A 24,656-nucleotide genomic window follows, 5' to 3' on the forward strand; every position below is an offset into this window, starting at 1 on the left:
CACGCCGGCTCAGGGGATAACCGAAGCTTAATCTGAGATTGGAGGAATTACAGCGTTGACACCGACAGGCATCCACGTCCGCGCGACAAGCGGGACGCGACATCCGTGACCGTTGGCGGTTTTTTCTACGCTGCAAGGGGTTTACGTGCGTTTTTCGGCGCCGGAACAACCGTTTTGCGACATGTCCTTGCAACGGCGCCCGCGGGCGCCGCCGGGCGCGGGGCATCGCATCCGCCGGCGCGGCTGGCAGGGCGCCACCGCGACAGCACTCGATGGCCGCCCCCCACGCGTGCTGTCGCGTGCCCGTTTGGGTGTTGCAGCGCGGGCACGAGCCGGACCGCGGCGGCACTCGCGGCCTTGCTGTGGCAGCTTTGTGTCGCCGCACCGCCGGCGCTGGCCGAGATCTATCGCTACCAGGACGAGCAAGGCAACTGGGTGTTCACGGATCGCCCGCCCCCGGAGCAGCTCGGCACCGCGGCCCCCGCGCCCGCCGCGGCGCCGCGCGTGCGCATCCAGCGCCTGCCCGACGACGGCCCGACCACAGGCGCGGCGGCGCCGCGTCGCCGCCCGCCGATCATGCCCGGCATCGCGCCGCCGGCTCCGCCACCCCGGGCGGCACAGCCCGCCGCACCCGCGCCACCCACCGCGGCGACCGCCCCGCCGCTGGCAGCGCCGCCCGAGCCTGAGCCCGAACCGGAGGCACCGCCGCCGGACCTGCGCCGGGACCTGGAGGCCAGGCTCAACGCGCAGTTCAGCCCGGTGTCGCCGGTGGAGGCGAGCAGCCTCGCCGTGGTCACCGTGACCTCGGAGCTGGGTGCGGGATCGGGGTTCTTCGTCAGCGACGACGGGCTGCTGCTGACCAATCGCCACGTGGTGCGCCCGCCGCCGGACTGGGCGGCCGACCAGGAGGCGGCGCTGGCCGAGCTCAAGGCGCAGCTCGACGCGCTGGAGCAGCGCCTGTCGCTGCCGCGGGACCGCTACTCCGACCCGCAGAACTACGACCGTGGGCAGCGCCTGCTGCGCGAGCGCGGCCGTGAGTATCGCCAAGGCAAGCGTGAGCTGGAAATGAAGCGCAACGCGGCGCTGTTGCAGCGCGCATTTGAGATCCAGCTCAAGGACGGGAAGCGGCTCACGGCGGAGCTGGTGGACCTGAGCCCCCTGCACGACCTGGCGCTGCTGCGGGTATCCGGCTATCGCACGCCCTTCATCCGCCCGCTGTTCGACGCGCGCCTGCGCCAGACGCAGCGGGTCTATGCCATCGGCAGCCCGCTCGGCATTACCGATACCGTGACCGCCGGCACCTACACCGGCAAGCGCGAGGACATGCTGGTGACCGACGCCCGCATCATGCCCGGCAACAGCGGCGGGCCGCTGGTGACGGAGCTGGGCGCCGTGGTGGGCGTGAACACCTGGAAGGCGACGCCGGGGCCGGACCCGCAGGAGCGCGGCTTCGGCATCAGCATCCCCATCGACATCGCCTTTCGCGAGTTTCCGGACCTCCAAGCGCGGCTCGGGCGCGCCGGCGGCGATGCGCCCGCGCCTTAAGCCAGGCCCCGCTCACTCGTCCGGGTGCGGCTCCTTCAGCGTGACGAGCTCCTCGGCGCTGACCGGATGGATGGCGACGGTGTTGTCGAAGTCCGCCTTGGTGGCGCCGAGCTTCACGGCCACCGCGAAGCCCTGCAGCATCTCATCCACGCCGTCGCCGACCATGTGGATGCCGACCACGCGCTCGTTGTCGCCCACGCAGACGAGCTTCATGGCCGTGCGCGGCCCCTTGCGGTTCAGCGCGTAGCGCATGGGCTGGAACTGGGTCTGGTAGACCGTCACCGGCTCGCCGGTGGCGCGCGCCTGCGCCTCGGTGAGGCCGACGCTGCCGACCGGCGGATGCGCGAACACCACGGTGGGGATGTTCTCGTAGTCGAGCCGGCGGTTCGGCTGATCGTTGAACAGCCGGTCCGCGAGCCGCCGGCCCGCGGCGATGGCCACCGGCGTCAGCGGCGCCCGGCCGGTGACGTCGCCGATGGCATAGACGCCGGCAACGCTGGTGTTCTGGAAGGCATCGGTGGGGATCACGCCGTTCGGCAGCAGCTCGACGCCGGCGGCATCGAGATTCAGCCCGTCGGTGTTCGGCCGCCGGCCGACCGCCCAGAGCACGGTATCGAAGCCCGTCAGCGCGGCGCCCTCGCGGGACAGCACGGCGATGCCGTCATCGCGGCGCTCCAGCGAGCCGACGGCAAAGGGCAGGTGCATCTCGATGCCGTCCAGGGCCATGTTGTAGGTCACGGTCTCGCTGACCAGGGGGTCGAAGGTCTCGAGCACCCGGCTCTCCAGCGCGACCACGGTGACCTCCGAGCCCAGCGCGCGCAGCACGCCGGCAAGCTCGACACCGATGTAGCCGCCGCCGATGACGCAGATGCGCCGCGGCTGCTCCGTCAGCGCGAAGAAGCCGTCGGACGTGATGCCGAGCTCGGCCCCGGGCACGGGCGGCACGATGGGCCGCCCGCCGGTGGCGATGACGATGTGGTCCGCGGTGTAGCGGGTACCGTCTACCTCGACAGTACGGGCGTCGACGAAGCGCGCATCACCCTGGATCTGCGTGATGCCCTCACCGGCGACGTAGCCGTTCCAGTAGTCGAGGATGCCGGCGATAACGCCTTCGCGACCCTCCACCAACGCGCGCCAGTCGACGCCGTCCAGCGACGCCTTGATGCCCATCTCCGCGGCATGGCGGGCGTCCTGGGCCACGTTGGCGGCAAACCACATGATCTTCTTCGGCACGCAGCCGACGTTGACACAGGTGCCGCCGAGCTTGTGCCGCTCAATAACGGCGGCGCGCTTGCCGTGCGCGGCTGCCTTCTCGGCCACCGCGAGGCCGCCGCTGCCGCCGCCGACGGCGATGAGGTCGAAGTGGGTGTCCATGATGGGCAGGCCTCCGCGTGAAGCTGAGCGGGCGCCCGGGCTTGGCCAGGCGCCCTTGAAACTGAAAAGTGAGCTCGGTTGCGTGCGCGAGCGGCGGCTATTGAAGCCGGCCGGGCGCAGACCGGGCAATGCGTTGCGGCAATTCTCGGCAGAAAGCCGTGGGCGCCCGCCCCGCATGGGGGCGGGCCGGCCAGCCGCCGCCTAGCGACGGCGGCAAGCCGGTCCTTAGCGCTTGGCGCTTGGCGCTTAGCCCTTGCGGCTCGCGAGCCAGCCTTCCAGATCGTCGGAGCCGCCGATCTTCTGGCCGTTCACGAACACCTGCGGCACGCTGCTGGCACCGGCGACGGCGCGCAGCGTCTCCTCGGTGTAGTCCTTGTTCAGCACCAGCTCCTCGAACTGCATGCCGGCCTCGTGCAGCATGGTCTTGGCCTTGGCGCAGAAGGGGCAGCCCGGGCGCGTGAACACCGTCACGTCGGCGGGCTTCGCGGCCTGCGGCGCCACGTAGGCGAACATCGTGTCGGCGTCGGAGACCTTGAAGGGGTCGCCCGGCTCTTCCGGCTCGATGAACATCTTGTCGATGACGCCGTCCTTCACCAGCATCGAGTAGCGCCAGGAGCGCTTGCCGAAGCCCAGGTCGTCCTTGTCCACGAGCAGGCCCATGCCCTCGGTGAACTCGCCGTTGCCGTCCGGGATGAAGGTCAGGTTGTGCGCGTTCTCGTCCACCTGCCAGGCGTTCATGACAAAGGTGTCGTTGACCGACATGCAGATGATGTCGTCCACGCCCTGCGCCTTGAAGGCCGGCGCGAGCTGGTTGAAGCGCGGCACGTGGGTGGACGAGCAGGTGGGCGTGAAGGCACCCGGCAGCGAGAAGACGATGACCGTCTTGCCCTTGAACAGCTCGTCGGTGGTGACGTCCACCCACTCGGAGCCCTGACGGGTGCGGAAGGTGACCTGCGGGACGGGTTGACCGGTGCGATCTTGCAGCATGTTGACTACTCCTGGTGACGATGAGGTTGCGTGAAAATGAGCTTTCGGGATTGCCCTACGGCAGGCACCGCAGCGACGTGACCATGATGCGGCCTTCGGCGGCGACTGCAAAATGGGATATCTGGATGGCGGCGATTATTCTTAACGATCGCTGTGTTTTGGGCAATCGTTTTTGGCGATTATGGGGCTTCAGGGCCGAGGATCGGGATCGGTCGTCACTCGGTTCGATTTCGATAGCGATGTGCACGACTCGTCGACCTGAGGCGAAGCCTGGCTGGCACCTAGCTCCTAGCTCCTAGCTCCTAGCTCCTAGCTCCTAGCTCCTAGCCCCTAGCTCCTAGCCCCTAGCTCCTAGCCCCTAGCCCCTAGCCCCTAGCCCCTTCCAAAAAAAAGCCCCATCGGCCAGGGGCCGTGGGGCTTGCGGGCACCGCTGCGGGGCGGGCAGCGGCCGGGCTTCGGGGCGTCAGGCGAGCGGCTGTGCCGGCACGATGACGGCGGCGGAGTCGCCGTCCTTCTTCTTGCCGCCGCAGGACTTGCCGTCACCGGCAACGGCGCCGCCGACGCTGAGCATCAGGCCAAAAAAGAGTGCAGAGACGAGGGCGAGGGTAGCCTTGGACATGACGAAGTACCTTTGGGTTTGAGGTTGGACAAGCGTTGGACAGAGCCTAACGCCGACGACGGAACAGTTGCATCTTGCGCTGGCGATTACAACTCCAGAAAGCGTACGTCTTTGCTCGGTTTTACCCCCGCGCTCGATTCAATGCCCGTGTCAATGGCCGTGCCGATGCCGTCGGCGCGACCGAGGGCGCCCCAGGCACGGGCGCCAGTGCTTCCGGCGGCTCAGGTCACCACATCCGGCTCGGCACGCCCGGTGCGCGCCTCGATCTGCGCGAGCTCTCGGGCCGTCACGATCAGCGGCGCCAGCGCCTCCTGCACGTCCTGCTCATGCAGGGCCGGGTCCGGCTCGTAGCGCTCGATGTAGACGCGCAGCGTCGCCCCCTCGGTGCCGGTGCCGGACAGGCGCATGACGATGCGCGAGCCGCCCTCGAAGCCGATGCGGATGCCCTGCCCGCTCGCGACGCTGCCGTCCACGGGGTCCGTGTAGCTGAAGTCGTCGGCGTACTCCACGGTGAGATCGCCTAAGCGCTTGCCGGGCAGATCCGGCAGTAGGATGCGCAGATGATCCATGAGCTGCCCGGCGGCGGCGGCATCCACGGCCTCGTAGTCGTGGCGGGTGTAATAGTTGCGCCCGAAGCGCCGCCAGTGCTCGCGCACGATCTCGGCAACGGACTGCTTGCGCACGGCGAGCAGGTTGAGCCAGAACAGCACGGCCCAGAGCCCGTCCTTCTCGCGCACGTGGTCGGAGCCGGTGCCGAAGCTCTCCTCGCCGCACAGCGTGATGCGGCCCGCGTCGAGCAGGTTGCCGAAGAACTTCCAGCCGGTCGGCGTCTCGTAGCAATCCACGCCGAGCTCCGCGGCGACGCGGTCCGCCGCCTGGCTGGTGGGCATGGAGCGGGCGACCCCGGTGATGCCGTGCTTGTAGCCCGGTGCCAGGTGCGCGTTGGCCGCGAGCACGGCCAGGCTGTCGCTCGGCGTCACGAAGAAGTCCTTGCCGAGGATCATGTTGCGGTCGCCGTCGCCGTCCGATGCCGCGCCGAAGTCCACGCCCGCGGCGCCCCGGGTCAACGCCACCAGCTCGTGCGCGTGCACCAGGTTCGGGTCCGGATGGCCGCCGCCGAAGTCGGGCAGCGGCTTGCCGTTCAGCACCGTGCCGGGCTCGGCGCCCAGGCGGTTCTCGAGGATCTCCACCGCGTAAGGCCCGGTCACCGCGTGCATGGCATCGAAGCGCATGCGGAAACCGCCGGCGTTGAACAGGCTGTAGATGGCGCGGAAGTCGAACAGGCTCTCCATGAGCGCCGCGTAGTCGGCCACCGGGTCAAGCACCTGCACCGTCATGCCGTCGAGCTGCTGCGTGCCGATGTGGTCCAGGTCCACCGCGCCGGCATCGCTGATGAGGTAGCGGTCGATGCTGCGGGTGCGCTCGAACATCGCGTTGGTGACGGACTCCGGCGCCGGCCCACCGGCGTCGATGTTGAACTTGATGCCGAAGTCCTCGTCCGGCCCGCCGGGGTTGTGACTCGCGGACAGCACGATGCCGCCCTGGGCCTTGTACTTGCGGATGATGCAGGAGGCCGCCGGCGTGGACAGGATGCCGCCCTGACCCACCAGCACCCGGGCGACGCCATTGGCGGCGGCCATGCGCAGGATGATCTGGATGGCCTCGCGGTTGTAGAAGCGCCCGTCGCCGCCCACCACCAGCGTGCCGCCGGTGAGCTTGGGCTGGGTGTCGAAGATGGCCTGGACGAAGTTCTCCAGGTAGTGCGGCTGCTGGAAGGTCTTGACCTTCTTGCGCAGGCCGGAGGTGCCCGGCTTCTGCCCTGCGAACGGCGTCGTGCGGACTTCTGTGGCTGCCATCCTGATTCCCCTTGATTTTGCAGACGTATGCCTACATCGAAGGCGCGCCCAGCGGGACCTGCGCCGAAAACCGCCATTCTAAGCCATCCGGTCGCGGCCACGGGCGTACCCTAGTTCCGAATCGACCCGAATCGACCCGAATCCACACCAAGCCATCAGCACGAAGCATCAGCAGAAGACCATGACCGTAGAAGCCCATAAGGAAACCCTCGAATTCAAGGCAGAGGTGAGCCAGGTCCTGGACCTGGTCATCCGCTCGCTGTACTCGAACAAGGAGATCTTCCTGCGGGAGCTGATCTCCAACGCCTCGGACGCGGCCGAGAAGCTGCGCTTCGAGGCGCTCACCGACGAGCAACTGCTCGAAGACGACCCCAACCTGCGCGTCCGCGTGCTCGTGGACAAGGACGCCGGCACCATCACCGTGTCCGACAACGGCATTGGGCTGAGCCGCCAGGAGGTCATCGAGACCATCGGCAGCATCGCCAGCTCCGGCACGCGGCGCTTCGCGGAGGCCCTGCAGGCCAGCCGCGGCGAGGCCGGCGAGGCTGACAAGCCCGCGGGTGACGCGCTGATCGGCCAGTTCGGCGTCGGTTTCTACTCGGCGTACATCGTCGCCGACAAGGTGACGCTCATCTCCCGCCGCGCCGGCCTCACGGCCGAGCACGGCGTGCGCTGGGAGTCCGACGGCCGCGGCGCCTACACGCTCGAAACCGTCGAGAAGCCCGGCCGCGGCACCGACGTGATCCTGCACCTGAAAGACGACGAGCAGGAGCTCGCGGAGCCCTGGCGGCTGCGCACCATCATCGGCAAGTTCTCCGACCACATCGCGATCCCGGTGGAGATGGCCAAGGAGACCTACGGCGACGACGAAGACGAGACAGACGAGGAAGGCGAGGCCAAGAAGGACAAGGCGCCGGAGTTCGAGCAGGTCAACAAGGGCACCGCGCTCTGGATGCGCAACAAGTCGGACCTGTCCGACGAGGACTACCAGGGGTTCTACAAGCACATCTCCCACGACTTCGAGGAGCCGCTCGCCTGGGTGCACAACCGCGTTGAGGGCAGCAACGAGTACACCGCGCTCCTGTACCTGCCGAAGCGCGCGCCCTGGGACCTCTTTGACCGCGACCACAAGCACGGCGTGAAGCTCTACGTGAAGCGCGTCTTCATCATGGACGAGGCCGACAAGCTGCTGCCGCACTGGCTGCGGTTCGTGAAGGGCGTGGTGGACTCCGACGACCTGCCGCTCAACGTCTCCCGCGAGATCCTGCAGCACAACCGCAAGATCGACACCATCCGCGGCGCCAACGTCAAGCGCGTGCTGGGGCTCTTGGAGTCGCTCGCCAAGGACGAGCCCGAGAAGTACCAGACCTTCTGGAACGAGCTCGGCCGCGTGCTGAAGGAAGGCCCGGCGGAGGACTTCCAGAACCGCGAGCGCATCGGCGGGCTGTTGCGGTTTGCGAGCACCCACAACGACGACGACACGCAGAACGTCGCGCTCGACGCCTACATCGAGCGCATGAAAGAGGGCCAGAAGGACATCTACTACATCACCGCGGACAGCCCCGCCGCCGCGCGCCACAGCCCGCATCTGGAGGTGTTCCGCAAGAAGGGCGTCGAGGTGCTGCTGTTGTCCGACCGCGTGGACGAGTGGCTGGTGAGCCACCTGCACGAGTACAAGGGCAAGCACCTGCAATCCGTCACCAAGGGCAAGCTCGATCTGGGCGACCTGGCGGACAAGGAAGATCAGCAGAAGGCCGAGCAGGCCGAGAAGGAGCACGAGGGCCTGCTCAAGCGCCTCAAGGACTCGCTCGGCGAGCGCGTGAGCGAGGTGCGGGTCTCGACGCGGCTGGTGGACTCACCCGCCTGCATCGTCGTCGGCGAGCACGACATGAGCGCCAACCTCGCCCGCGTGCTCAAGGCCGTCGGCCAGGAGGCCCCGGACATGAAGCCGACGCTGGAGGTCAACCTGGACCACCCGCTGGTGAAGCGCCTGGAGGCCGAGGGCAATCAGGCCAAGTTCGACGATCTCGGCATGATCCTCTTCGACCAAGCCCAGCTCGCCGAGGGCGGCCAGCTCGACGACCCGGCGGCTTTTGTTGGCCGCCTCAACAAGCTGATGCTGCAGATGTTCATGAGCGGCGGCTGACTGGGATCGCCGGCCTCGGGACCGCCGGCTTTCCCGCCGGCCCGCGAAGACGGCGGCTCGATGCCGCCGTCTTCGCGTATCCCCATCCGACCTGCGCGACAGCGGACTCCAAGGCCGACGCCGGCGGCGGCGTGGCATGCCGCACGGCAGCACCCGCGTGCCCCGCGCCGACCCGTCCGGGGTGATGTGGATGACGCAGCTCCCGCCTCACGCCTCACGGCGTCCTCGCGTGCTCGGCGAGGCGCCGCCGCCAGCGCCCATAGGCCGCCGCGAGCTCGCCGGCGGCCGCCACCGCCGCCGTCAGTGCCGCAAAGCGAAGCTCCGGGCGCTCCGGATACTCGTGCGCGAGCTGGTTGCGAATCTGGCGCCAGCGCAGCCAGGCGTCGACATTGAGGTACCCCAACCTTTCGAGGCGATTCAGCCGGTCGATCATCGGCCAGTCCTCGGCGGGCTCGGACAACGCACCGAGCGTGGCCGGGATCAGGCGAGCGCCCAGCGCGTCTTGCAGCTTCGTGAAGCGAAACAGCAGTTGGTCCAGCAACCTGAGCTGATCCGCATCGGCATCCAGCTCGGCCAGCGTCGCGGACGGGGCCGCGTGCCAGTCACGCAGCGCCTGCTCCAGCACGCGCAGGTGCCGATCCGCTTCCCACAGCGCCGTGGCGAGCGGCTCTGCGGCGCTCATCGCGGGATCTCGGCCAGCAATTGCCCGTCGCGGCGCGCGGCGCGGACGACGGGCCGCGTGTCGGGTGCGTGCGCGGGCACCATCAGCACGTCGATGCGCCGCTCGCCGAGCAGGCGGTAGAGGCGCGCGATGAAGCGGGTGCGCCGTGCAACCTCCTCGTCGGCATCGAGGCCTGTCGCTGTCTCGACGAGCAGATCGATGTCGCCGCCGCGGCGGGTGTCATCGAGCCGAGAGCCGAACAGCCGCACGCGCGTGCCCGGCGGCAGCGCTTCGGCGGCGGCCTCGGCAATGGCTCGGCGCTCGTGGTCGTTCAGGCGCATAGGATGATCGGCCTCCGCGGGCGGCTGGGTGCGTTACGATGTCGTTGCCGTAAGCGTAGTCGGCTTTGGACCTCGATCTCGACAACAACAACGATGACATGCGGCCGCAACGCGGGGTTCGCCACGTCGGCGCGACGGGTGGCACGGGCGGTTAAACATGCCAGAATGCCGGCGGTCTATGCACGGCGGGCGACTGCCCGTCAGGGTCAACGCCGAGGGCAGGACACGCATGAGCGCAACCGACCATCTCATCATCTTCGACACCACGCTGCGCGACGGCGAGCAGAGCCCCGGCGCGTCCATGACCAAAGACGAAAAGGTCCGCATCGCGCGTGCGCTGGAGAAGCTCCGCGTCGATGTCATCGAGGCGGGCTTCCCGATTGCGAGCCATGGCGACTTCGAGGGCGTGAAGGCCGTCGCCGAGACCATCAAGGACTGCACCGTCTGCGGCCTTGCCCGCGCGCTGGACAAGGACATCGCCTGTGCCGGCGAGGCGCTGGCCGGCGCCAACGCCGGGCGCATCCACACCTTCATCGCCACCAGCCCGATCCACATGGAGAAGAAGCTCCGGATGACGCCGGACCAGGTGGTGGAGCAGGCCGTGCGCGCCGTGCGCAAGGCGCGCAACTACTGCGACGACGTGGAGTTCTCGCCGGAGGACGCGGGCCGCTCGGAGATCGATTTTCTGTGCCGGGTGCTGGAGGCCGTCATCGACGCCGGCGCCCGCACCCTGAACATCCCGGACACCGTCGGTTATGCGATGCCGCACCAGTTCGGCAGCCTCATCGCACAGTTGCGCGAGCGCATCCCGAATGCCGACAAGGCCGTGTTCTCCGTACACTGCCACAACGACCTGGGCCTGGCCGTGGCCAATTCGCTCGCCGCGGTGCGCAATGGCGCCCGGCAAGTGGAGTGCACCATCAACGGCTTGGGCGAGCGCGCCGGCAACGCCGCGCTGGAAGAAGTCGTCATGGCCGTGCGCACGCGAGCGGATCTGTTCGGCTGCACCACGCGCCTCGACACCACGCAGATCGTGAACTGCTCGCGGCTGGTGTCCGGCATCACCGGCTTTCCGGTGCAGCCGAACAAGGCCATCGTCGGTGCCAACGCCTTCGCGCACGAGTCCGGCATCCACCAGGACGGCGTGCTCAAGCACCGCGAGACCTACGAGATCATGCGCGCCCAAGACGTGGGCTGGACCCACAACCGCATGGTGCTCGGCAAGCACTCGGGCCGGAACGCCTTTCGGGTTCGGCTGCAGGAGCTCGGCATCGCCTTCGACAGCGAGGAGGAGCTGAACGCCGCCTTCAGCCGTTTCAAAGACCTGGCCGACAAGAAGCACGAGATCTTCGATGAGGACTTGCAGGCGCTGGTCACCATCGCCACGCTCGACGCCGCCAACGAGCGCGTGCGGCTCTTGTCCATGCGGGTCTGCTCCGAGACCGGCGAGACGCCCGCGGCGCAGGTCGTGCTCAACGTCGACGGCGAGGAGCGCCGCGGCAGCGCCAGCGGCGGCGGCCCGGTGGACGCGACCTTCCGCGCCATCGAGTCCATCGTCGACAGCGGCACGACGCTCAAGCTCTACTCGGTCAATGCCATCACCAGCGGCACCGACGCCCAGGGCGAGGTCACGGTGCGCCTGGAGCGAGCCGGGCACATCGTCAACGGCGCCGGTGCCGACACGGACATCGTCATCGCCTCCGCCAAGGCCTACCTGAACGCCGTCAACAAGATCATGCAGCCGCGGGAGCGGGCGCATCCGCAGATTGGGAAAGTTTGAAGATGGGGAAAGTTTGAAGTTTGAAGGGTGAAGTTTGAAGGGTGAAGTTTGAAGTTTGAAGGGTGAAGTTTGAAGTTTGAAGGGTGAAGTTTGAAAGGGATGCCGGCGGGGAAAGGGAAAGGGGAAAGTTTGAAGTTTGAAGTTTGAAGTTTGAAGTTAGAAGTTAGAAGTGTGAAGTTGGAAGTTTGAAGTGTGAAGTTTGAAGTGTGAAGTTTGAAGTTGGAAGTGTGAAAGATGCCAGATGGCCCGCCGTTTGAGCTGTTCGGAGCCTCGCACCTGTGGACGCTTGGGCTGATCGCCGCCATCGGCATCTTGCTGCCGCTTGCGGTGCGGCGCCTGCGCCCGTCGGCGGCCGGCGCGGTGGCGGTGGCGCTTGCGCTGCTGATGCTCGGGCAGGAGGTGGCGGACCTGACGGTGCAGTTCCGACACCGGGGGCCGTCGGTGCACCTGTTGCCGCTGCATCTGTGCTCGCTCGCGCTGTTCATTACCGCCTGGGCGCTGGTGTCGCGGCGCCCGCGGGTCTTTGAGGTGGCCTACTTCTGGGCCTTTGCCGGCACGACCCAGGCGCTGCTGACGCCGGACCTCGCCGCGGGCTTTCCGGCGCCTGGCTACCTCTTCTTCTTCGCCGGGCACGGGCTCGTGGTCATCGGCGTGCTCTACGGCGTGATTGCGCTCGGCTTGCGGCCGGTGCCGCGCTCCATCTGGCGGGTGACGCTCATCACGCTCGCGCTGGCCGCGGTCATCTTCGGCATCAACGCCTGGCTCGGCACGAATTTTCTGTACCTGATGGCCAAGCCGCCGGGGCCCTCGCTGCTGGACTGGTTCGGACCCTGGCCGTGGTACTGGATCGGGCTGCTGCTGGTTGGGTTGGTGTCCTTCGGCCTGCTCTACCTGCCCTTCCTACTGCTCGACCTCGCGCGGCGACCACGGCACGGCCAGCGCTGACCCGGACGGGACCCGCTCAACCTGGCGTCTGCTGCTTGACCGGCGTCAGGCGCGGCTCCGCTGTTGCTTATTTTGGCCAATACTTGGCAGATTATTGCCCACTCCGGCCATCACGCAGGCATATTCGCAATCCTCTGCCGCCTGCGGAAGCGCAAACTTTCCCCGTCGGCCACAAGCCGACCCGCGGGCCAGCCCACCAGGCAAGACCCAGCGTTCAGTGGCCTCGCGGCCCCGCATCGCAACCCGGCGCGGACCGCACCAACGGCGAATCTGACGTTCGTTGACAAGGCGAGACGTGTAGATGAAGCGCGTTTTCGGCGAGACCGGAGCGAAGGGCCGAGGGCCGAGGGAGCCCTCCCTTCGCCCTTGGCCCTAGCCCCTAGCCCCTAGCCGCTAGCCCCTAGCCCCTAGCCCCTAGCCCCTAGCCCCTAGCCCCTAGCCCCTAGCCCCTAGCCCCTAGCCCCTAGCCCCTGACCCATGTTTGACCATCGCAAATATCGCCCCGCCCCGACCATCCGGCTCCCGGACCGCACCTGGCCGGACCGCACCATAACCCATGCCCCGCGCTGGGCCAGCGTGGACCTTCGCGACGGCAATCAGGCGCTCTTGGCGCCGATGAACGTCGCGCAGAAGCAGGCGCTGTGGCGGCTGCTGCTGGAGATCGGGCTAAAGGAGATCGAGGTGGGCTTCCCATCCGCGAGCCAGCCGGACCACGACTTCGTGCGCTGGCTCATCGAGGAGCGCCAGATCCCGGACGACGTCACCATCCAGGTGCTGACGCAGGCCCGCGAGGAGCTGATCCAACGCACCTTCGCCGCCCTCGACGGCGTGCCGCGCGCCATCGTGCACGTCTACAACTCCACGTCGCCGGTGCAGCGGGAATGGGTGTTCGGCACCGACCGCGCCGGCGTCAAGGCCATCGCCGCGCAGGGCGCGGAGCTGGTGCAGCAGGAGGCGGCCAAGTACCCGGGCACGGACTGGACCTTCCAGTACTCGCCGGAGAGCTTCTCGCAGACGGAGCCGGACTACGCGGTGGAGGTCGTGAACGCCGTCATCGACGTCTGGCAGCCGACGCCGGAGCGCCCCTGCATCATCAACCTGCCGGCGACGGTGGAGTCCACGAGCCCGAACCTGTTCGCGGACCAGGTGGAATGGTTCTGCCGCCACGTGGCGCGGCGCGACGCCGTGGTCGTGTCTTTGCACACGCACAACGACCGCGGCGGCGCGGCGGCGGCGGCGGAGCTGGGCCTGCTGGCCGGCGCGGATCGGCTGGAGGGCACGCTGCTCGGCAACGGCGAGCGCACCGGCAACATGGACCTCATTACCGTGGCGATGAACCTCTACAGCCAGGGCGTGGATCCGCGGCTCGACCTCAGCAACCCGGATCGCATCATCGACGTGACGGAGCAGTGCACCGGCATCGCCTGCCATCCGCGCCATCCGTGGGTGGGGGAGCTGGTCTACACGGCCTTCTCCGGCAGCCACCAGGACGCCATCGGCAAGTCGCTCCGCCACCAGCGCGCCGATGCCGAGCAGCCCTGGCAGGTGGCCTATCTGCCCATCGATCCGGCGGACTTGGGCCGCAGCTACGAGGCCGTGATCCGCGTCAACAGCCAGTCCGGCAAGGGCGGCATCGCCTTCGTGCTGGAGCGCGACTTCGGGCTCAACCTGCCGCGCTGGATGCAGCAGGCGCTCGCACCCATCGTGCAGCAGGAGAGCGAGCGGCGCGGCGGCGTCATCGACGCGGCGCGCATCCATGCGCTGTTTCGCGAGCACTTCGTCCGCGACCAGGCGCCGGCCCGGCTCACCGGCTACCGGCTGAACAGGAACGGCCACGACGGCATCGAGGCGCGCATCCGCATCGACGGCGCCGAGCAGCGCATCACCGGCAGCGGCGACGGCACCATCGCCGCCTTTGCCGATGCCTGGAAGCGTGCTTTCGGCACCCCCGTCAACGTGCTGGACTACCAGGAGCACGCCATCGGCGCCGGCACCGATGCCGAGGCTGCGGCCTATGTGCTGCTGGACGTGGACGGCCGGCAGGTGCCGGGGGCCGCGCTGGACACGGACACCCTCGGGGCGTCGCTGAAGGCCGTGCTGTCGGCGCTGAACCGTGCCGGTGGTGGCGCCGGCTTGCAGCCGGCAGTCGATCCCTGAGAGCGGCAGCGCCGCGTGCGACCACCGCCCAAGGCGGGCGGACACTCAGCGCCCGAGTGCAGCGATGAGCCCGTCCACGCCCCGTCCTGCCGCCAGCGCCGCGAACGCCGGGCGCTGCAGCCCGATGAGTCCGACGCCGTCGAGGCTCGCATCAAAGAGCCGCCAACCCGCGGTGCTGTGGCGCAGGTGCAGGTGGAGCCGCAGCGCCGGCCAGCCGCGGGCACTCACCAGCACCGGCACGACGGCGCGCTCGGCGCCATCGGCGCCGGCCCGCACGCGCCCGGCGAGCGGGCGGAGCTGCCAGTCGTCGAGCGCCCGCAGCCGTACCCCGTGCCGACTCACCAGGTGCCGCGCCAGCGCCTGCTGCAGCGCGGCGCGCTGCCCCACCGTGGCCGCATGCCAATGCCCGCCGAGCAGGCGCCGGCTGATCTCGGGCAGGTCGAGGTGCGTCGTGAGCGGTGCCGCGATGCGCAGGAGCTCAGCCGCATCGGGCTCGGGCAGCGCCCGCGCGGCCGCGACTGCGCCCGCCAGGTCCCGCCCTGCCTGCTCCACGGCGGCCGCGGCCGCCGCGGCGCCGGCGACCGAGGCGGTGGTGATCGCCGGGGAACCGGCGCCGGGCGGCGCCTCGTTGCGCGGGGTCATCCCCGCCGCCGCGGCCACGAGCGCAGTCCCGGCCAGCAGCAGCGCCCAATGCAGCGCCGGCCGCCGACGCAGACGCTCCCAGGAGCGCGGCAGCAGGCCGCGCGGAGGCCGCTGCTGAGAGCAGCAGACCTGCCCATGGTCGGCAGTGTCCAGGTCAGTCCGATGCGCCATCCGTCGCACAAGCAACGGGTCGCGGATCAGGCCGCCGCGTCCCCTGCCATGTCGGCCAGGTGGGCTGCGAGCCACTCGCGCACCTGGTGCGTCGAGCGCGAGCCGCTGAAGCGTCCACGCTCCTCGCCGTCCTGGAACAGGATCACGGTCGGAAAGCCCCGCAGCCGGAACTGGCCCGCGAGCTTCATGTTCTCGCCCTCGTCCACCTCGACCTTGGCGAGGCGCAGCGCACCCCGGTACTCGTCGACGACCCGGTTCAGATGCGGACTGAGCTGATGGCAGGGCGCACACCATTCCGCCCAGAAGTCCACGAGGACGGGCTGTTGGTGCGACGCGGCGAGCACGTCCGGCTCGAATCGCTCGACATCGACATCGAAGGCGTACGGACTCTCAACGAGGGTATGAAACAACATGGCCTGAAGATCCGTGGGCTGTGGGTTATCGGTTGGGGGTTGGGGTTGGTTGGCTGGGTTGTGAGATTGTAGTGCGCGCCACAGGCGTAGCGCTGGTCATAGCGCACCATTTTGCCCTGAATAGTTGACTGGAACATTGCAGACTTTCCATAACCGGACCACCCGCTGATACGGACGCGGTGCTGGAGGCAACTGCGCACGATGCGCTATCTTTCCCGGCTCACCCACGCAAGACACCGCGGAACCAGGCCATGACCGACGTGCTGACGCAACGCGCCGCCTATCCCACCACCCGCATGCGCCGCATGCGTCGCGACGACTTCTCGCGCCGGCTGATGCGCGAGACCACGCTGACGCCGGACGACTTCATCTATCCGGTGTTCGTGCTGGAGGGCTCGGGCCAGCGCGAGCCGGTGCCGTCCATGCCGGGCGTCGAGCGCATGAGCATCGACCTGCTTGTCGAGGAGGCGCAGAGCATCGCCCGGCTCGGCGTGCCGGCCATGGCGCTGTTCCCGGTGACGCCGCTGTCGGCCAAGTCCGAGGACGCCCGCGAGGCCTTCAACCCGGACGGCCTCGCCCAGCGCGCGGTCAAGGCGCTGAAGGACGCGGTGCCCGCGCTCGGCATCATGACCGACGTCGCGCTGGACCCCTTCACGACCCACGGCCAAGACGGGCTCATCGACGCCGCCGGCTACGTGCTGAACGACGCGACCGTTGACGTGCTGGTGCAGCAGGCCGTGTCCCATGCCGAGGCCGGCGCCGACATCGTCGCGCCGTCGGACATGATGGACGGGCGCATCGGCGCCGTGCGCGCGGCGCTGGAGTCCGCCGGCCACATCAACACCCGCATCATGGCCTACTCGGCCAAGTACGCCTCCAGCTTCTACGGCCCCTTCCGCGACGCCGTCGGCTCGGCGGCCAACCTGGGCGGCGGCAACAAGTACACCTACCAGATGGACCCGGCCAACTCCGACGAGGCCCTGCACGAGGTGGCGCTCGACCTCGCCGAGGGTGCCGACATGGTGATGGTCAAGCCCGGCATGCCCTATCTCGACATCGTCCGCCGCGTGAAGGACCGCTTCGGCGCGCCGACCTTCGTCTACCACGTCAGCGGCGAGTACGCGATGCTCAAGGCCGCGAGCCAAAACGGCTGGCTCGACGAGCGCGCCGTCGTGCTCGAGGCGCTCATGGGCTGCAAGCGCGCCGGCGCCGACGGCGTCTTGACGTACTACGCTAAGCAAGCAGCGCAATGGCTCCACCAGGGGCTAGGAGCTAGTGGCTAGGGGCTAGGACGAGCGCCAGCACCTAGCACCTAGCACCTAGCCCCTAGCCCCTAGCCCCTGACCATGGACCATTACGCCGTCATCGGCAACCCCATCGCCCACAGCAAGTCGCCGCTGATCCACGCCGCCTTTGCGCGCCAGACCGGGCAGCGGTTGGACTACCGGCGCATCCTAGGCAGCCGCGAGGACTTCGCGGGTGATGTGCGCGCCTTCGTCGCCGACGGCGGTCGCGGGCTCAACGTCACCGTACCGTTCAAGCAGGAGGCCTGGGCGCTGCTCGGCGACCGCAGCCCGCGCGCCGAGGCCGCCGGCGCCGTCAACACCATCATCGTGCTGGATGGCGGGCTGCTGCGCGGCGACAACACCGACGGCGTCGGGCTGGTGCGGGACCTCGCCGGCAACCAAGGCTTCGACTTCACCGGCCAGCGCGTGCTGCTGCTCGGCGCCGGCGGCGCCGCCCGCGGTGTGCTCGGCGCGTTGCTGGAGGCCGGCCCGGGCCGGCTCGTCGTCGCCAATCGCACCGCATCCCGCGCCGTGGCGTTGGCCGCGGCGGCGGCGGACGCACGCGTGTCGGGCAGCGGGCTCGATGCCCTTGCGGGGCAAAGCTTCGATCTCATTATTAACGCCACCTCAAGCGGCCTGGACGGCGACGTGCCGGCGCTGCCGGACGGGCTCCTCGCCGCCGGCGGCTGGACCTACGACATGCTCTACGGCGACGCCCCGACGCCCTTCTGCAACTGGGGCGAGGCCCAGGGCGCCGCGCGCACGCTGGATGGGCTCGGCATGCTGGTGGAGCAGGCCGCAGAGTCCTTCCGGCTCTGGCGCGGCGTCGCACCCGACACGGCGCCGGTCATCGCGATGCTGCGCGCGGGCGGGATCGAGACGAAGTTTGAAGGGTGAAGGGTGAAGGGTGAAGGGTGAAGTTTGAAGGGTGAAGTTTGAAGTTTGAAGTCGGGATCGAAATCGGGGTCGGTATCGCAATCTTTCTAAGCGCATCGGGAGCGAAGCGATGCCGGACTGCAAGTCCCGCAGGCAAAAGGGCCGAGGGCCAAGGGAGCCCGCCTCGGCCCTTGACCCGTGGTTCCATGCGCCGACGAGCGGGCTGCGCAAGACGAGGCGCCGTGCCCTGGTCGGTCTGAGGCTCTGCCTCGCTAGCCCCCAGCTCCTAGCCCCTAGCTCCTAGCTCCTAGCCCCTAGCCCCTAGCTCCTAGCTCCTAGCTCCTAGCTCCTAGCTCCTAGCTCCTAGCTCCTAGCCCCTAGCCCCTAGCCCCTAGCCCCTAGCCCCTAGCCCCTCACATGCAAATGCCAGCCCCCGTCGAGCTCCCTTTCACCCACAAGCCTGGCCGGCGCGAGCGCCATCTGCGCCGCCGGCACGGGAATCCGCTCTTCGCCTGGCCGCCGGAGGACGTCGCCCCCGAGCGGCTGCTGGAGGCGCAGCGCCTGGATCACGAGGAGATGGAGGCCTTCCGCGAGTCCTTCCGCGACCTCGTGCAGCGCGCCATCGACCTGCCGCCGGACGCGGGCAGCGAGCCGCTGCTGGCCCTCAAGGCCGATCTGGAGCGGCACTACGAGCAGGCTTGCGGCCTGCCGGAGGACCAGTCCGAGCCCAAGGCGGCGCTGGCCAAGCTCATCGATGTCATCATGCGCACGCTGCGTCGCCACACCGGCGAAGACAGCCTCGCGCAGCAGGAGCTGGCCGACGAAGCCACCGCCCGGGACATCCACTTCCGCCTGCTGGCGCAGCCCCTGGTGGCGGACTTGCTGCACCCGGACAGCCCCATTGCGCCGCAGGCACTGACGCCGTCGCTGCTGGCCGCAAGCGATGCCGAGTTTGCCGCCGCCTGCGGGCTCTTCGCCGGCCCGCAGCTCGTGGTCATCGTCGATGAGGCCGACGCACTGACGGCGCGCCTTGCCGGGCTTGGCGTAGACATCAGCCATCTCGCCGGCCGCATCGACCAACTGCGCCAGGCCGCCGGGGCGGCGTATGGGCATTGATCGCCGCGGCGCCCCGCCACGGCACCGCGTTTGGCCGCCGGCACGCGCGGGCCTGCTGGCCGGGCTGCTCGCCGTCGGCGCTTTATCCGGGGCAGCCGCCGCCCCGGACCAGGCGAAGGAGCCGGCGCCCGTCGTGCGTCCGCCGCTCGTGGACAAGTGGCTGCCGAACGACTGGTGGACGCCAGAGCAGGTCGTGAGCGGCCGGCTCAATGACGACGACTACGACGACCTCGCCGTGGTGGTGCAGCGGCGCATCGAGGCCCCCGAAGACCCGAAGTTCCCGCGCGGCTCGCGGGCGCTCTTCGTGCTGTACGGGACCGCCGACGGGCGCTGGCGGCGCGGCGAGCTGGTGCCGGGCCTGCTCCCCTGCGGCGAGTGCAGCAGCGCGCTCAGCGGCACCATCGGCGCCGCCCTGTTCGACCTTCGCATCACCCCGGACGGCGTGCTGGAGCTGGGTTGGGTGGCGCGCGACCGCGGCACCAAGGCCGTCAGGCTCACCATCGGCTGGGACCGCACCTTCCGCGCCCTCGGCCTCTACGTGGACGAGGTGCAGCTCTTGCGCCCCCGCGGCGGGCGGAGCCGGGTGCGGCGCGACTATCGGGCCGGCCGCATGTGGGTGGACGGCGTCGCCGAGGACATGCCGGCGCGCTTCATCCCCATCGGTGAGGTATCCGCATCCCAGTATTGAGTCCGGAGAACAGCATGTTGTCGGTCAACGCAATCTACGAGAACGGCAGCATCAGGCTGCTCGAAGACATTCCCGGGGTGCAGCGTGCAAAGGTCATCGTGACCGTGGTCGAGGAGTTTGAGACGGCCAGCGAGTCTCTGGATGCCTCATCGTTCGACGATCTGGTCGGCGCCGTGTGTGCCCGTGAAGATGGCTCGTCGGGATCGGGATCGCGATTCTGAGTCGTGCAGGGTCGATTTCGATAGCGATTTCGATAGCGATTTCGATAGCGATTTCGATTTCGATGGTCCAACGTCGCTAATGCCCCGCAAGCAGCGCTGCGGCGGCACCGATGGCGAGGAAGCAGAGCATCGCCACCGCCCAGCGCCGCAGCAGCAGCTCGCCCGCCTGGGTGACCTGCGCGCGATGCAGCGCGGCGCCGACGCGCCCGATGCCGCGGTGGAAGTCATCGCGCAACCGCCCGGTCAGCAGCCCGCCGCGTGCCCGTGCCGCCAGCGCGGCGGCGACCGCGCCTTGCGCGAGCACCAGCAGATCCCCCGGCGGCACCCGCGGCAGCCGCGCCAGCGCGGGATACGCGACGCGGCCGACGCCGAGTGCCGCGATCAGCACGGCCAGCACCCCGAGCGCCGCGCCGCCGGCGCCCTGTTGCAGCCAGGGCAGCTTGGCGAGCAGCGTCGCCAGCGCCAGCGCGGCCAGCAGCGCACCGCCAGCGGCCAGCGCCGCCGCGATGCGGGCGTCCTCGGGCAGACCTGTCGGGACCTGGCCTCGCGCCAGCGCCCCCAGCGCGGCACCCAGCAACAGCCCGACACAGCCGACGCAGGCGAGTGCCGGCCAAGCCAGCCAAGGCAGGCCGCCGCCCGCTTGCGCCGTCAGCGGCGCGGTACCGAGCATCGCGACGCCGACCAAGAGCAGCGACACCGCGAGCAGCACCGGGCGCATGCCCGCCCCGGAGCCGGGCACCGCCACCGACGCGAGCAGCAGCGCGGCCACGCCGAGCCCCGCCAGCACCGCGAGCACGGGCAGGACCATGGCCGCATCCGCCGCCGCGGTGGCCGGCTGCAATTGCAGCCCCGCCAACGCGAGCCACAGCATGCTTAGCGCCGCCGCCGCATAGGCCGCGACGGCCCGCGGCGAGCCCTGCAGCAAGCCCGCCAGCACGGCCCAGCCGCTGCCGGCGAGCGCCAGCAGTTGTACCAGCGCGGCCACGGCCGGCCAGTCCACCAGGCCCAGCGGCAGCACACGCAGCCCCGGCAGCAGCCCGGCGACGAGCATGAAGCCGACCATGGGTGCCAGGAGCCAGTCTCGCGCCTGCGCCAACGCGGGCGCGAGCCAGTAGTGCACGCCCATGACGCCAGCCTTGACACCGAAGCCGAGCAGCACCAGCAACAGGAGCAGATCGCGCTCGTACGCCTGCGCCCAGGCCGCCCGCAGCGCGGCGAAGTCGAGCACGGCCGACCCATGCAGCAGCAGCAGCACGGCCTCCAGGAGCAGCAGATCGGCGACGACCAGGGAGGCGATGAGCACGGGCCCGGCAGGCCGCCCGGCCAGCAGGCCGTAGAGCGGATAGGCCGCGAGCACCGACGCCGCGAGCAGCGAGGGCAGATCCCCCGCCAGCGGGAGCCAGAACGCCCCGGCCATGGCCAACAACAGGGCCAGCAGCGTGCGAGACGTGCAGCCCCGCTCCGCCGCGAGCCAGCCGCCGATGAGCCACAGCAGCGCGACGCCACCGAGCACCCAGCGCCCCGCGGCATCGAGCGCCAGCGACGCGCCGAGCAGCACGCCGGGCAGCGGCAGCGTCGCCTCGGGCGCGGCGACGGCGATGAGCAGTGCCGGCAGCGCGGCCCAGGGCGCGAGCCGCGCCAGCGGCGCGCGCAGCCCCGGCAGCACCAGCGGCAGCGCCAGCAGCAGCGGCCAGCCGGGCGCGAGCACCAGCAGCCAGGCCGGCAGGCCGACGCCGGTGCCGGTCCCGGCCCACCAGTCAGTCATCGCTGCCGGCTCCAGGGCGCAGGGGGACGTCCGCGCGCGCCTCCGGGTACTCGAACTCGCGCTCGGCGATCAAGAGCGACCACTCGAGCGGCGAGAACGGCAACGACGCGAACAGCCCGATCAGCACCGACAGCGCCGCGGTGGTGAGCGGCGGCAGCAGCAAGAGCCAGCCCGCGTGCGCCCGCGACGGCGCCGCATGGCCGTCGGCCGCTGCCGCATGCGTCGGCGCCGGGTCCGGCTCGGCAAACCAGGCCGCATGCAAGATGGGCAGGAAGTACGCCGCGTTCAGCAGGCTGCTCGCCATCAGCACGTACAGCGGCCAGTGCACCCCCGCCTCCAGCGCGCCCAGGCTGAGATACCACTTGGTGATGAAGCCCGCGAGCGGCGGCACGCCGATCATGCCGAGCGCCCCGATGGTAAACGCCGCCATGGTCCAGGGCATGCGTCGGCCGACGCCGCGCATCTCGCTCACCTTGTGGATGCCGAGCGTCTCCGCCAGGTTGCCGGCGCAGAAGAACAGCGTGATCTTCATCAGGCCCTGGTGCACCAGGTGCACGATGCCGCCGACGCTCGCGAGCGGGCCGACGATGGCCACGCCGAGCACGATGTACGACACCTGGCTGACCGTGGAGAAGGCCAGGCGGCGCTTGAGGTCATCCTGGAACAGCGCCCGCAGCGAGCCGTAGATGATAGTCACCGCCGCCACCGCGGCGAGCGGGCCGGTGACGCCGAGCTCCGCCGCCTGCTCGACGCCGAACACGTCGTAGACGATGAGCACGATGCCAAAGGCGCCGGCCTTCACCACCGCCACGGCATGCAGCAGCGCGCTCACCGGTGCCGGCGCCACCATCGCCCGCGGCAGCCAGCTATGCAGCGGCACCAGCGCCGCCTTGACGCCCACCCCGGCGATGAGCAGCGCGAAGATCGCCCGCAGCGCGCCCGGATGGGTCTCGGCCACCTCGGCGACGAAGCCCCGCGGCACGAAGCCGAGCGTGCCCGTCAGCGTATACAGCCAGACCGTGCCGGCGAGCAAGAGCGAGCCCGCCAGCACCGTGTGCGCCAGATAGACCTGCCCCGCCTGACGCGCCGCCTCGGTGCCGCGGTGCACCACCAGCGGATAGGTGGTGAGCGTCAGCAGCTCGAAAAACAGCACGAAGGTCAGCAGGTTGCCGGACATCGCCACGCCGACGGTGGCCGTCACGCAGAGGCTGAAGAAGCCGAAGAAGCGGCTGCGGTGCGGGGCGCCCTCCAGGTAGCCGATGGCGTAGATCGTGGTCAGGAACCAAAGCCCGGCGGACAGGGCCAGGAACAGCAGCGACAGCGCCCCCACGCGCAGCACCAGGTCGAGCCCCTCCAACAGCGGCAGCCGTGCCTCGAAGCGCTGCCCTTGGTACGAGCCCCAGAGCATGAAGCCGACCAGCGCGAGCTTCATCAGCGCGCCGCCCAGGTTCAGGACGGTGCGCAGGCGCACGCGCTCCTCGGCGAGAAAGAAGATGATCATCCCCGGCACCAGCGAGCTCGCCAGCACCAAGAGCGGGAGCAGCGCATTCGCCGGCAGTTGCGGGTCGAAGAGCGGCGTCATCCCGACCCCGCCGGCGCAGCGACGCCCGACACCACCGCGACCTGGCCAATCTCGAGCAGCGGCAGCACCAGCGGCGGCAGCAGGCCGAGCAGGATGGCCGCGAGCGCTAGCAGCAGCGCACTCCATTCCATCGCCGCCGGGACCTCCCGCGCCCGCTGCGCGCGTGCCGTCGGCGTGAAGGCGTGGCCGACGACGCGGAACACGTAGGCCGCCGCCAGCACGCCGCCGAGCAGGATCACCGCGACGAAGCCGTAGCGCCCCTGCCGGAACGCGGCCTCCAGCATCAGCCATTTGCCGATGAAGCCGCCGCTCGGCGGCAGGCCCATGATGCTGACGCCGGCCAGCGCGAAGGCGGTCAGGGTCAGCGGCAGCCGATGCACGATGCGGTCGAGCTCGTCGATGCGGTCGTGCCGGGCGAAGCGCAGCACGCTGCCGACACTCAGGAACATCGCCGCCTTCGCGAGCCCGTGCGCCAGCACCAGATACAGCGCGCCGGCCCAGACGGCGCCGCCGCCCACCGCCGCGAGCGGAAAGGCCATGAAGAAATAGCCGATCTGGGCCACGGTGGAGTAGGCCATCAGGAGCTTGAGCCGCGCCTGGCGCAGCGCCGCCACCGAGCCCCAGACCACGGCCACGGCGCCGAGCACGCCCAGGAATTCCGCGAGCCAGGGCCCACCGCCGTCGAAGACCTCCAGCCACAGCCGCAGCAAGAGATAAAACGATGCCTTGACCACCAGCGCCGAGAGCACCGCGCTCACCGGCGCCGGGGCGCTGCCGTGCGCGGGCGGCAGCCAGAAGTGCAGCGGGAACAGCGCGGTCTTGAGCACCAGACCCGCCGTCATGGTGCCGAGCGCCACCGCCACCACCAGGTCCGGCGCCGTGCCGATGCGCTCGGCCACCAGCACGATGTCCACGCTGCCGCAGGCGTGGTAGATGAGCGCGACGCCGAGCAGGTACGACAGCGACCCGAGCATGCTGATCAGCAGATAGCGGATCGCCCCGCGCAGCGCCGCGGCGCTGCCGTCGAGCGCCGTCAGGCTCGCCGCAGCGAAGCCCACCAGCTCCAGCGTCACGTACAGGTTGAACAGATCACGCGACAGGAACAGCGCATCGAGCGCCGTCCACAGCATGAGCCACAGCGGCCAGAAGAAGGCGCCCTCGGTGTGCTTGTCACGGAAATAGGCATGCGCGTAGACGCTGACACCGAGCCCCACCAGTGCCGTCATCGCCATCAGCGCAACGCTGAGCCCGTCCGCCCGCCAGAGGATGCCGAGCGGCGCCGGCCAGCCGCCGAGGGCCGTCTGCTGCGTGCCCTCGGCCAGCACCGTGAGGAGCAGCCCGAGCACCGCCGCCACCGTCAACAGCGCCGTCAGCCGGCCGAGCAGCGGCGCCCGCCGCGGCAGCAAAAAGCACAGCAGCGCGCCCGTGAGCGGCACGAAGACGCTCGCGAGGGTCCACTCCATCCCGCCTGGGAAGCTCGGCATC

21 protein-coding genes are annotated in these 24,656 nt (G+C 69.7%); 10 read left to right on the forward strand and 11 right to left on the reverse strand.

From position 1 onward, the window contains the following. Positions 1-357 precede the first annotated feature (357 nt). Complete coding sequence (locus tag ML01_RS16045; RefSeq protein ID WP_058556417.1) at positions 358-1,545, forward strand: trypsin-like peptidase domain-containing protein; 1,188 nt, start codon at positions 358-360, stop codon at positions 1,543-1,545. Between the two features lie 12 nt (positions 1,546-1,557). Here the strand turns inward: ML01_RS16045 and gorA are convergent, their stop codons facing one another. From gorA to ML01_RS16060, 4 genes are all read right to left on the reverse strand, one after another. Next, complete coding sequence (gene gorA / locus ML01_RS16050) at positions 1,558-2,919, reverse strand: glutathione-disulfide reductase (protein WP_058556418.1); 1,362 nt, start codon at positions 2,917-2,919, stop codon at positions 1,558-1,560. A 246-nt stretch (positions 2,920-3,165) separates the two neighbouring features. Beyond that, complete coding sequence (locus ML01_RS16055) at positions 3,166-3,906, reverse strand: glutathione peroxidase (protein WP_058556419.1); 741 nt, start codon at positions 3,904-3,906, stop codon at positions 3,166-3,168. A gap of 463 nt (positions 3,907-4,369) precedes the next feature. After that, positions 4,370-4,525 carry a hypothetical protein gene (locus tag ML01_RS28880; RefSeq protein ID WP_156427773.1) on the reverse strand — a complete coding sequence of 52 codons (156 nt, stop codon included), beginning with the start codon at positions 4,523-4,525 and terminating at the stop codon, positions 4,370-4,372. A 221-nt stretch (positions 4,526-4,746) separates the two neighbouring features. After that, on the reverse strand, positions 4,747-6,381 hold the full coding sequence (locus tag ML01_RS16060; RefSeq protein ID WP_058556420.1) for an alpha-D-glucose phosphate-specific phosphoglucomutase: 1,635 nt from the start codon (positions 6,379-6,381) through the stop codon (positions 4,747-4,749). A gap of 181 nt (positions 6,382-6,562) precedes the next feature. Here ML01_RS16060 and htpG point away from each other — a divergent pair, with 181 nt between their 5' ends. Further along, entirely contained in the window at positions 6,563-8,527 is a 1,965-nt protein-coding gene (htpG, locus tag ML01_RS16065) for a molecular chaperone HtpG (RefSeq protein WP_058556421.1), read from the forward strand. Positions 8,528-8,741: 214 nt separating this feature from the next. On the opposite strand, the gene ML01_RS16070 is transcribed toward htpG, so the two are convergent. Then, positions 8,742-9,209, reverse strand: coding sequence for a hypothetical protein (locus ML01_RS16070; RefSeq protein WP_058556422.1), 468 nt, complete (start codon positions 9,207-9,209; stop codon positions 8,742-8,744). Beyond that, positions 9,206-9,529, reverse strand: a complete 324-nt coding sequence (locus ML01_RS16075; RefSeq protein WP_058556423.1) for a nucleotidyltransferase domain-containing protein — start codon at positions 9,527-9,529, stop codon at positions 9,206-9,208. Before ML01_RS16075 ends, ML01_RS16070 begins: the two co-directional genes overlap by 4 nt. A 229-nt stretch (positions 9,530-9,758) precedes the next feature. On the opposite strand from ML01_RS16075, the gene ML01_RS16080 reads away from it, so the two are divergent. The 3 genes from ML01_RS16080 to leuA all read left to right on the forward strand — a co-directional run bounded on the left by ML01_RS16080 (position 9,759) and on the right by leuA (position 14,411). Continuing rightward, entirely contained in the window at positions 9,759-11,309 is a 1,551-nt protein-coding gene (locus ML01_RS16080; protein ID WP_058556424.1) for a 2-isopropylmalate synthase, read from the forward strand. A gap of 234 nt (positions 11,310-11,543) precedes the next feature. Continuing rightward, on the forward strand, positions 11,544-12,254 hold the full coding sequence (locus tag ML01_RS16085) for a TIGR02206 family membrane protein (protein WP_058556425.1): 711 nt from the start codon (positions 11,544-11,546) through the stop codon (positions 12,252-12,254). 477 nt (positions 12,255-12,731) lie between these two features. Next, positions 12,732-14,411, forward strand: a complete 1,680-nt coding sequence (gene leuA / locus ML01_RS16090; protein ID WP_058556426.1) for a 2-isopropylmalate synthase — start codon at positions 12,732-12,734, stop codon at positions 14,409-14,411. 45 nt (positions 14,412-14,456) lie between these two features. Here leuA and ML01_RS16095 read toward each other — a convergent pair whose 3' ends face one another. Both ML01_RS16095 and ML01_RS16100 read right to left on the reverse strand, forming a co-directional pair. Continuing rightward, positions 14,457-15,224: a phospholipid-binding protein MlaC gene (locus ML01_RS16095; RefSeq protein WP_058556427.1), complete on the reverse strand. Its 768-nt coding sequence runs from the start codon at positions 15,222-15,224 to the stop codon at positions 14,457-14,459. A gap of 26 nt (positions 15,225-15,250) precedes the next feature. Continuing rightward, the gene (locus ML01_RS16100) at positions 15,251-15,637 is read right to left on the reverse strand and encodes a co-chaperone YbbN (RefSeq protein WP_058556428.1); all 387 of its coding nucleotides are present in this window, start codon (positions 15,635-15,637) and stop codon (positions 15,251-15,253) included. Positions 15,638-15,888: 251 nt separating this feature from the next. Here ML01_RS16100 and hemB point away from each other — a divergent pair, with 251 nt between their 5' ends. The 5 genes from hemB to ML01_RS16125 all read left to right on the forward strand — a co-directional run bounded on the left by hemB (position 15,889) and on the right by ML01_RS16125 (position 19,824). After that, positions 15,889-16,920, forward strand: coding sequence for a porphobilinogen synthase (gene hemB, locus ML01_RS16105; RefSeq protein ID WP_058556429.1), 1,032 nt, complete (start codon positions 15,889-15,891; stop codon positions 16,918-16,920). A gap of 63 nt (positions 16,921-16,983) precedes the next feature. Continuing rightward, positions 16,984-17,820 (forward strand): shikimate dehydrogenase, encoded by an 837-nt coding sequence (aroE, locus tag ML01_RS16110; RefSeq protein WP_058556430.1) that lies wholly within the window; start codon positions 16,984-16,986, stop codon positions 17,818-17,820. A gap of 396 nt (positions 17,821-18,216) precedes the next feature. Next, a complete protein-coding gene (locus ML01_RS16115) occupies positions 18,217-18,915 on the forward strand; it encodes a hypothetical protein (RefSeq protein ID WP_254045283.1) in 699 nt (232 codons plus the stop codon). Beyond that, entirely contained in the window at positions 18,905-19,603 is a 699-nt protein-coding gene (locus ML01_RS16120; RefSeq protein ID WP_058556432.1) for a hypothetical protein, read from the forward strand. The genes ML01_RS16115 and ML01_RS16120 overlap by 11 nt, the downstream gene beginning before the upstream one ends. A 14-nt stretch (positions 19,604-19,617) precedes the next feature. Continuing rightward, positions 19,618-19,824, forward strand: coding sequence for a hypothetical protein (locus ML01_RS16125; RefSeq protein ID WP_058556433.1), 207 nt, complete (start codon positions 19,618-19,620; stop codon positions 19,822-19,824). A gap of 76 nt (positions 19,825-19,900) precedes the next feature. Here ML01_RS16125 and ML01_RS16130 read toward each other — a convergent pair whose 3' ends face one another. The 3 genes from ML01_RS16130 to ML01_RS16140 are packed head-to-tail and all read right to left on the reverse strand — an operon-like array spanning position 19,901 to position 24,655. After that, complete coding sequence (locus ML01_RS16130) at positions 19,901-21,589, reverse strand: proton-conducting transporter membrane subunit (RefSeq protein ID WP_058556434.1); 1,689 nt, start codon at positions 21,587-21,589, stop codon at positions 19,901-19,903. Then, a complete protein-coding gene (locus ML01_RS16135) occupies positions 21,582-23,171 on the reverse strand; it encodes a complex I subunit 5 family protein (protein WP_058556435.1) in 1,590 nt (529 codons plus the stop codon). The genes ML01_RS16130 and ML01_RS16135 overlap by 8 nt, the downstream gene beginning before the upstream one ends. Next, positions 23,168-24,655: a complex I subunit 5 family protein gene (locus ML01_RS16140; protein ID WP_058556436.1), complete on the reverse strand. Its 1,488-nt coding sequence runs from the start codon at positions 24,653-24,655 to the stop codon at positions 23,168-23,170. The genes ML01_RS16135 and ML01_RS16140 overlap by 4 nt, the downstream gene beginning before the upstream one ends. Position 24,656: the final 1 nt, after the last annotated feature.

It is taken from the genome of Thiohalocapsa sp. ML1 (assembly GCF_001469165.1).
Lineage (GTDB): Bacteria > Pseudomonadota > Gammaproteobacteria > Chromatiales > Chromatiaceae > Thiohalocapsa.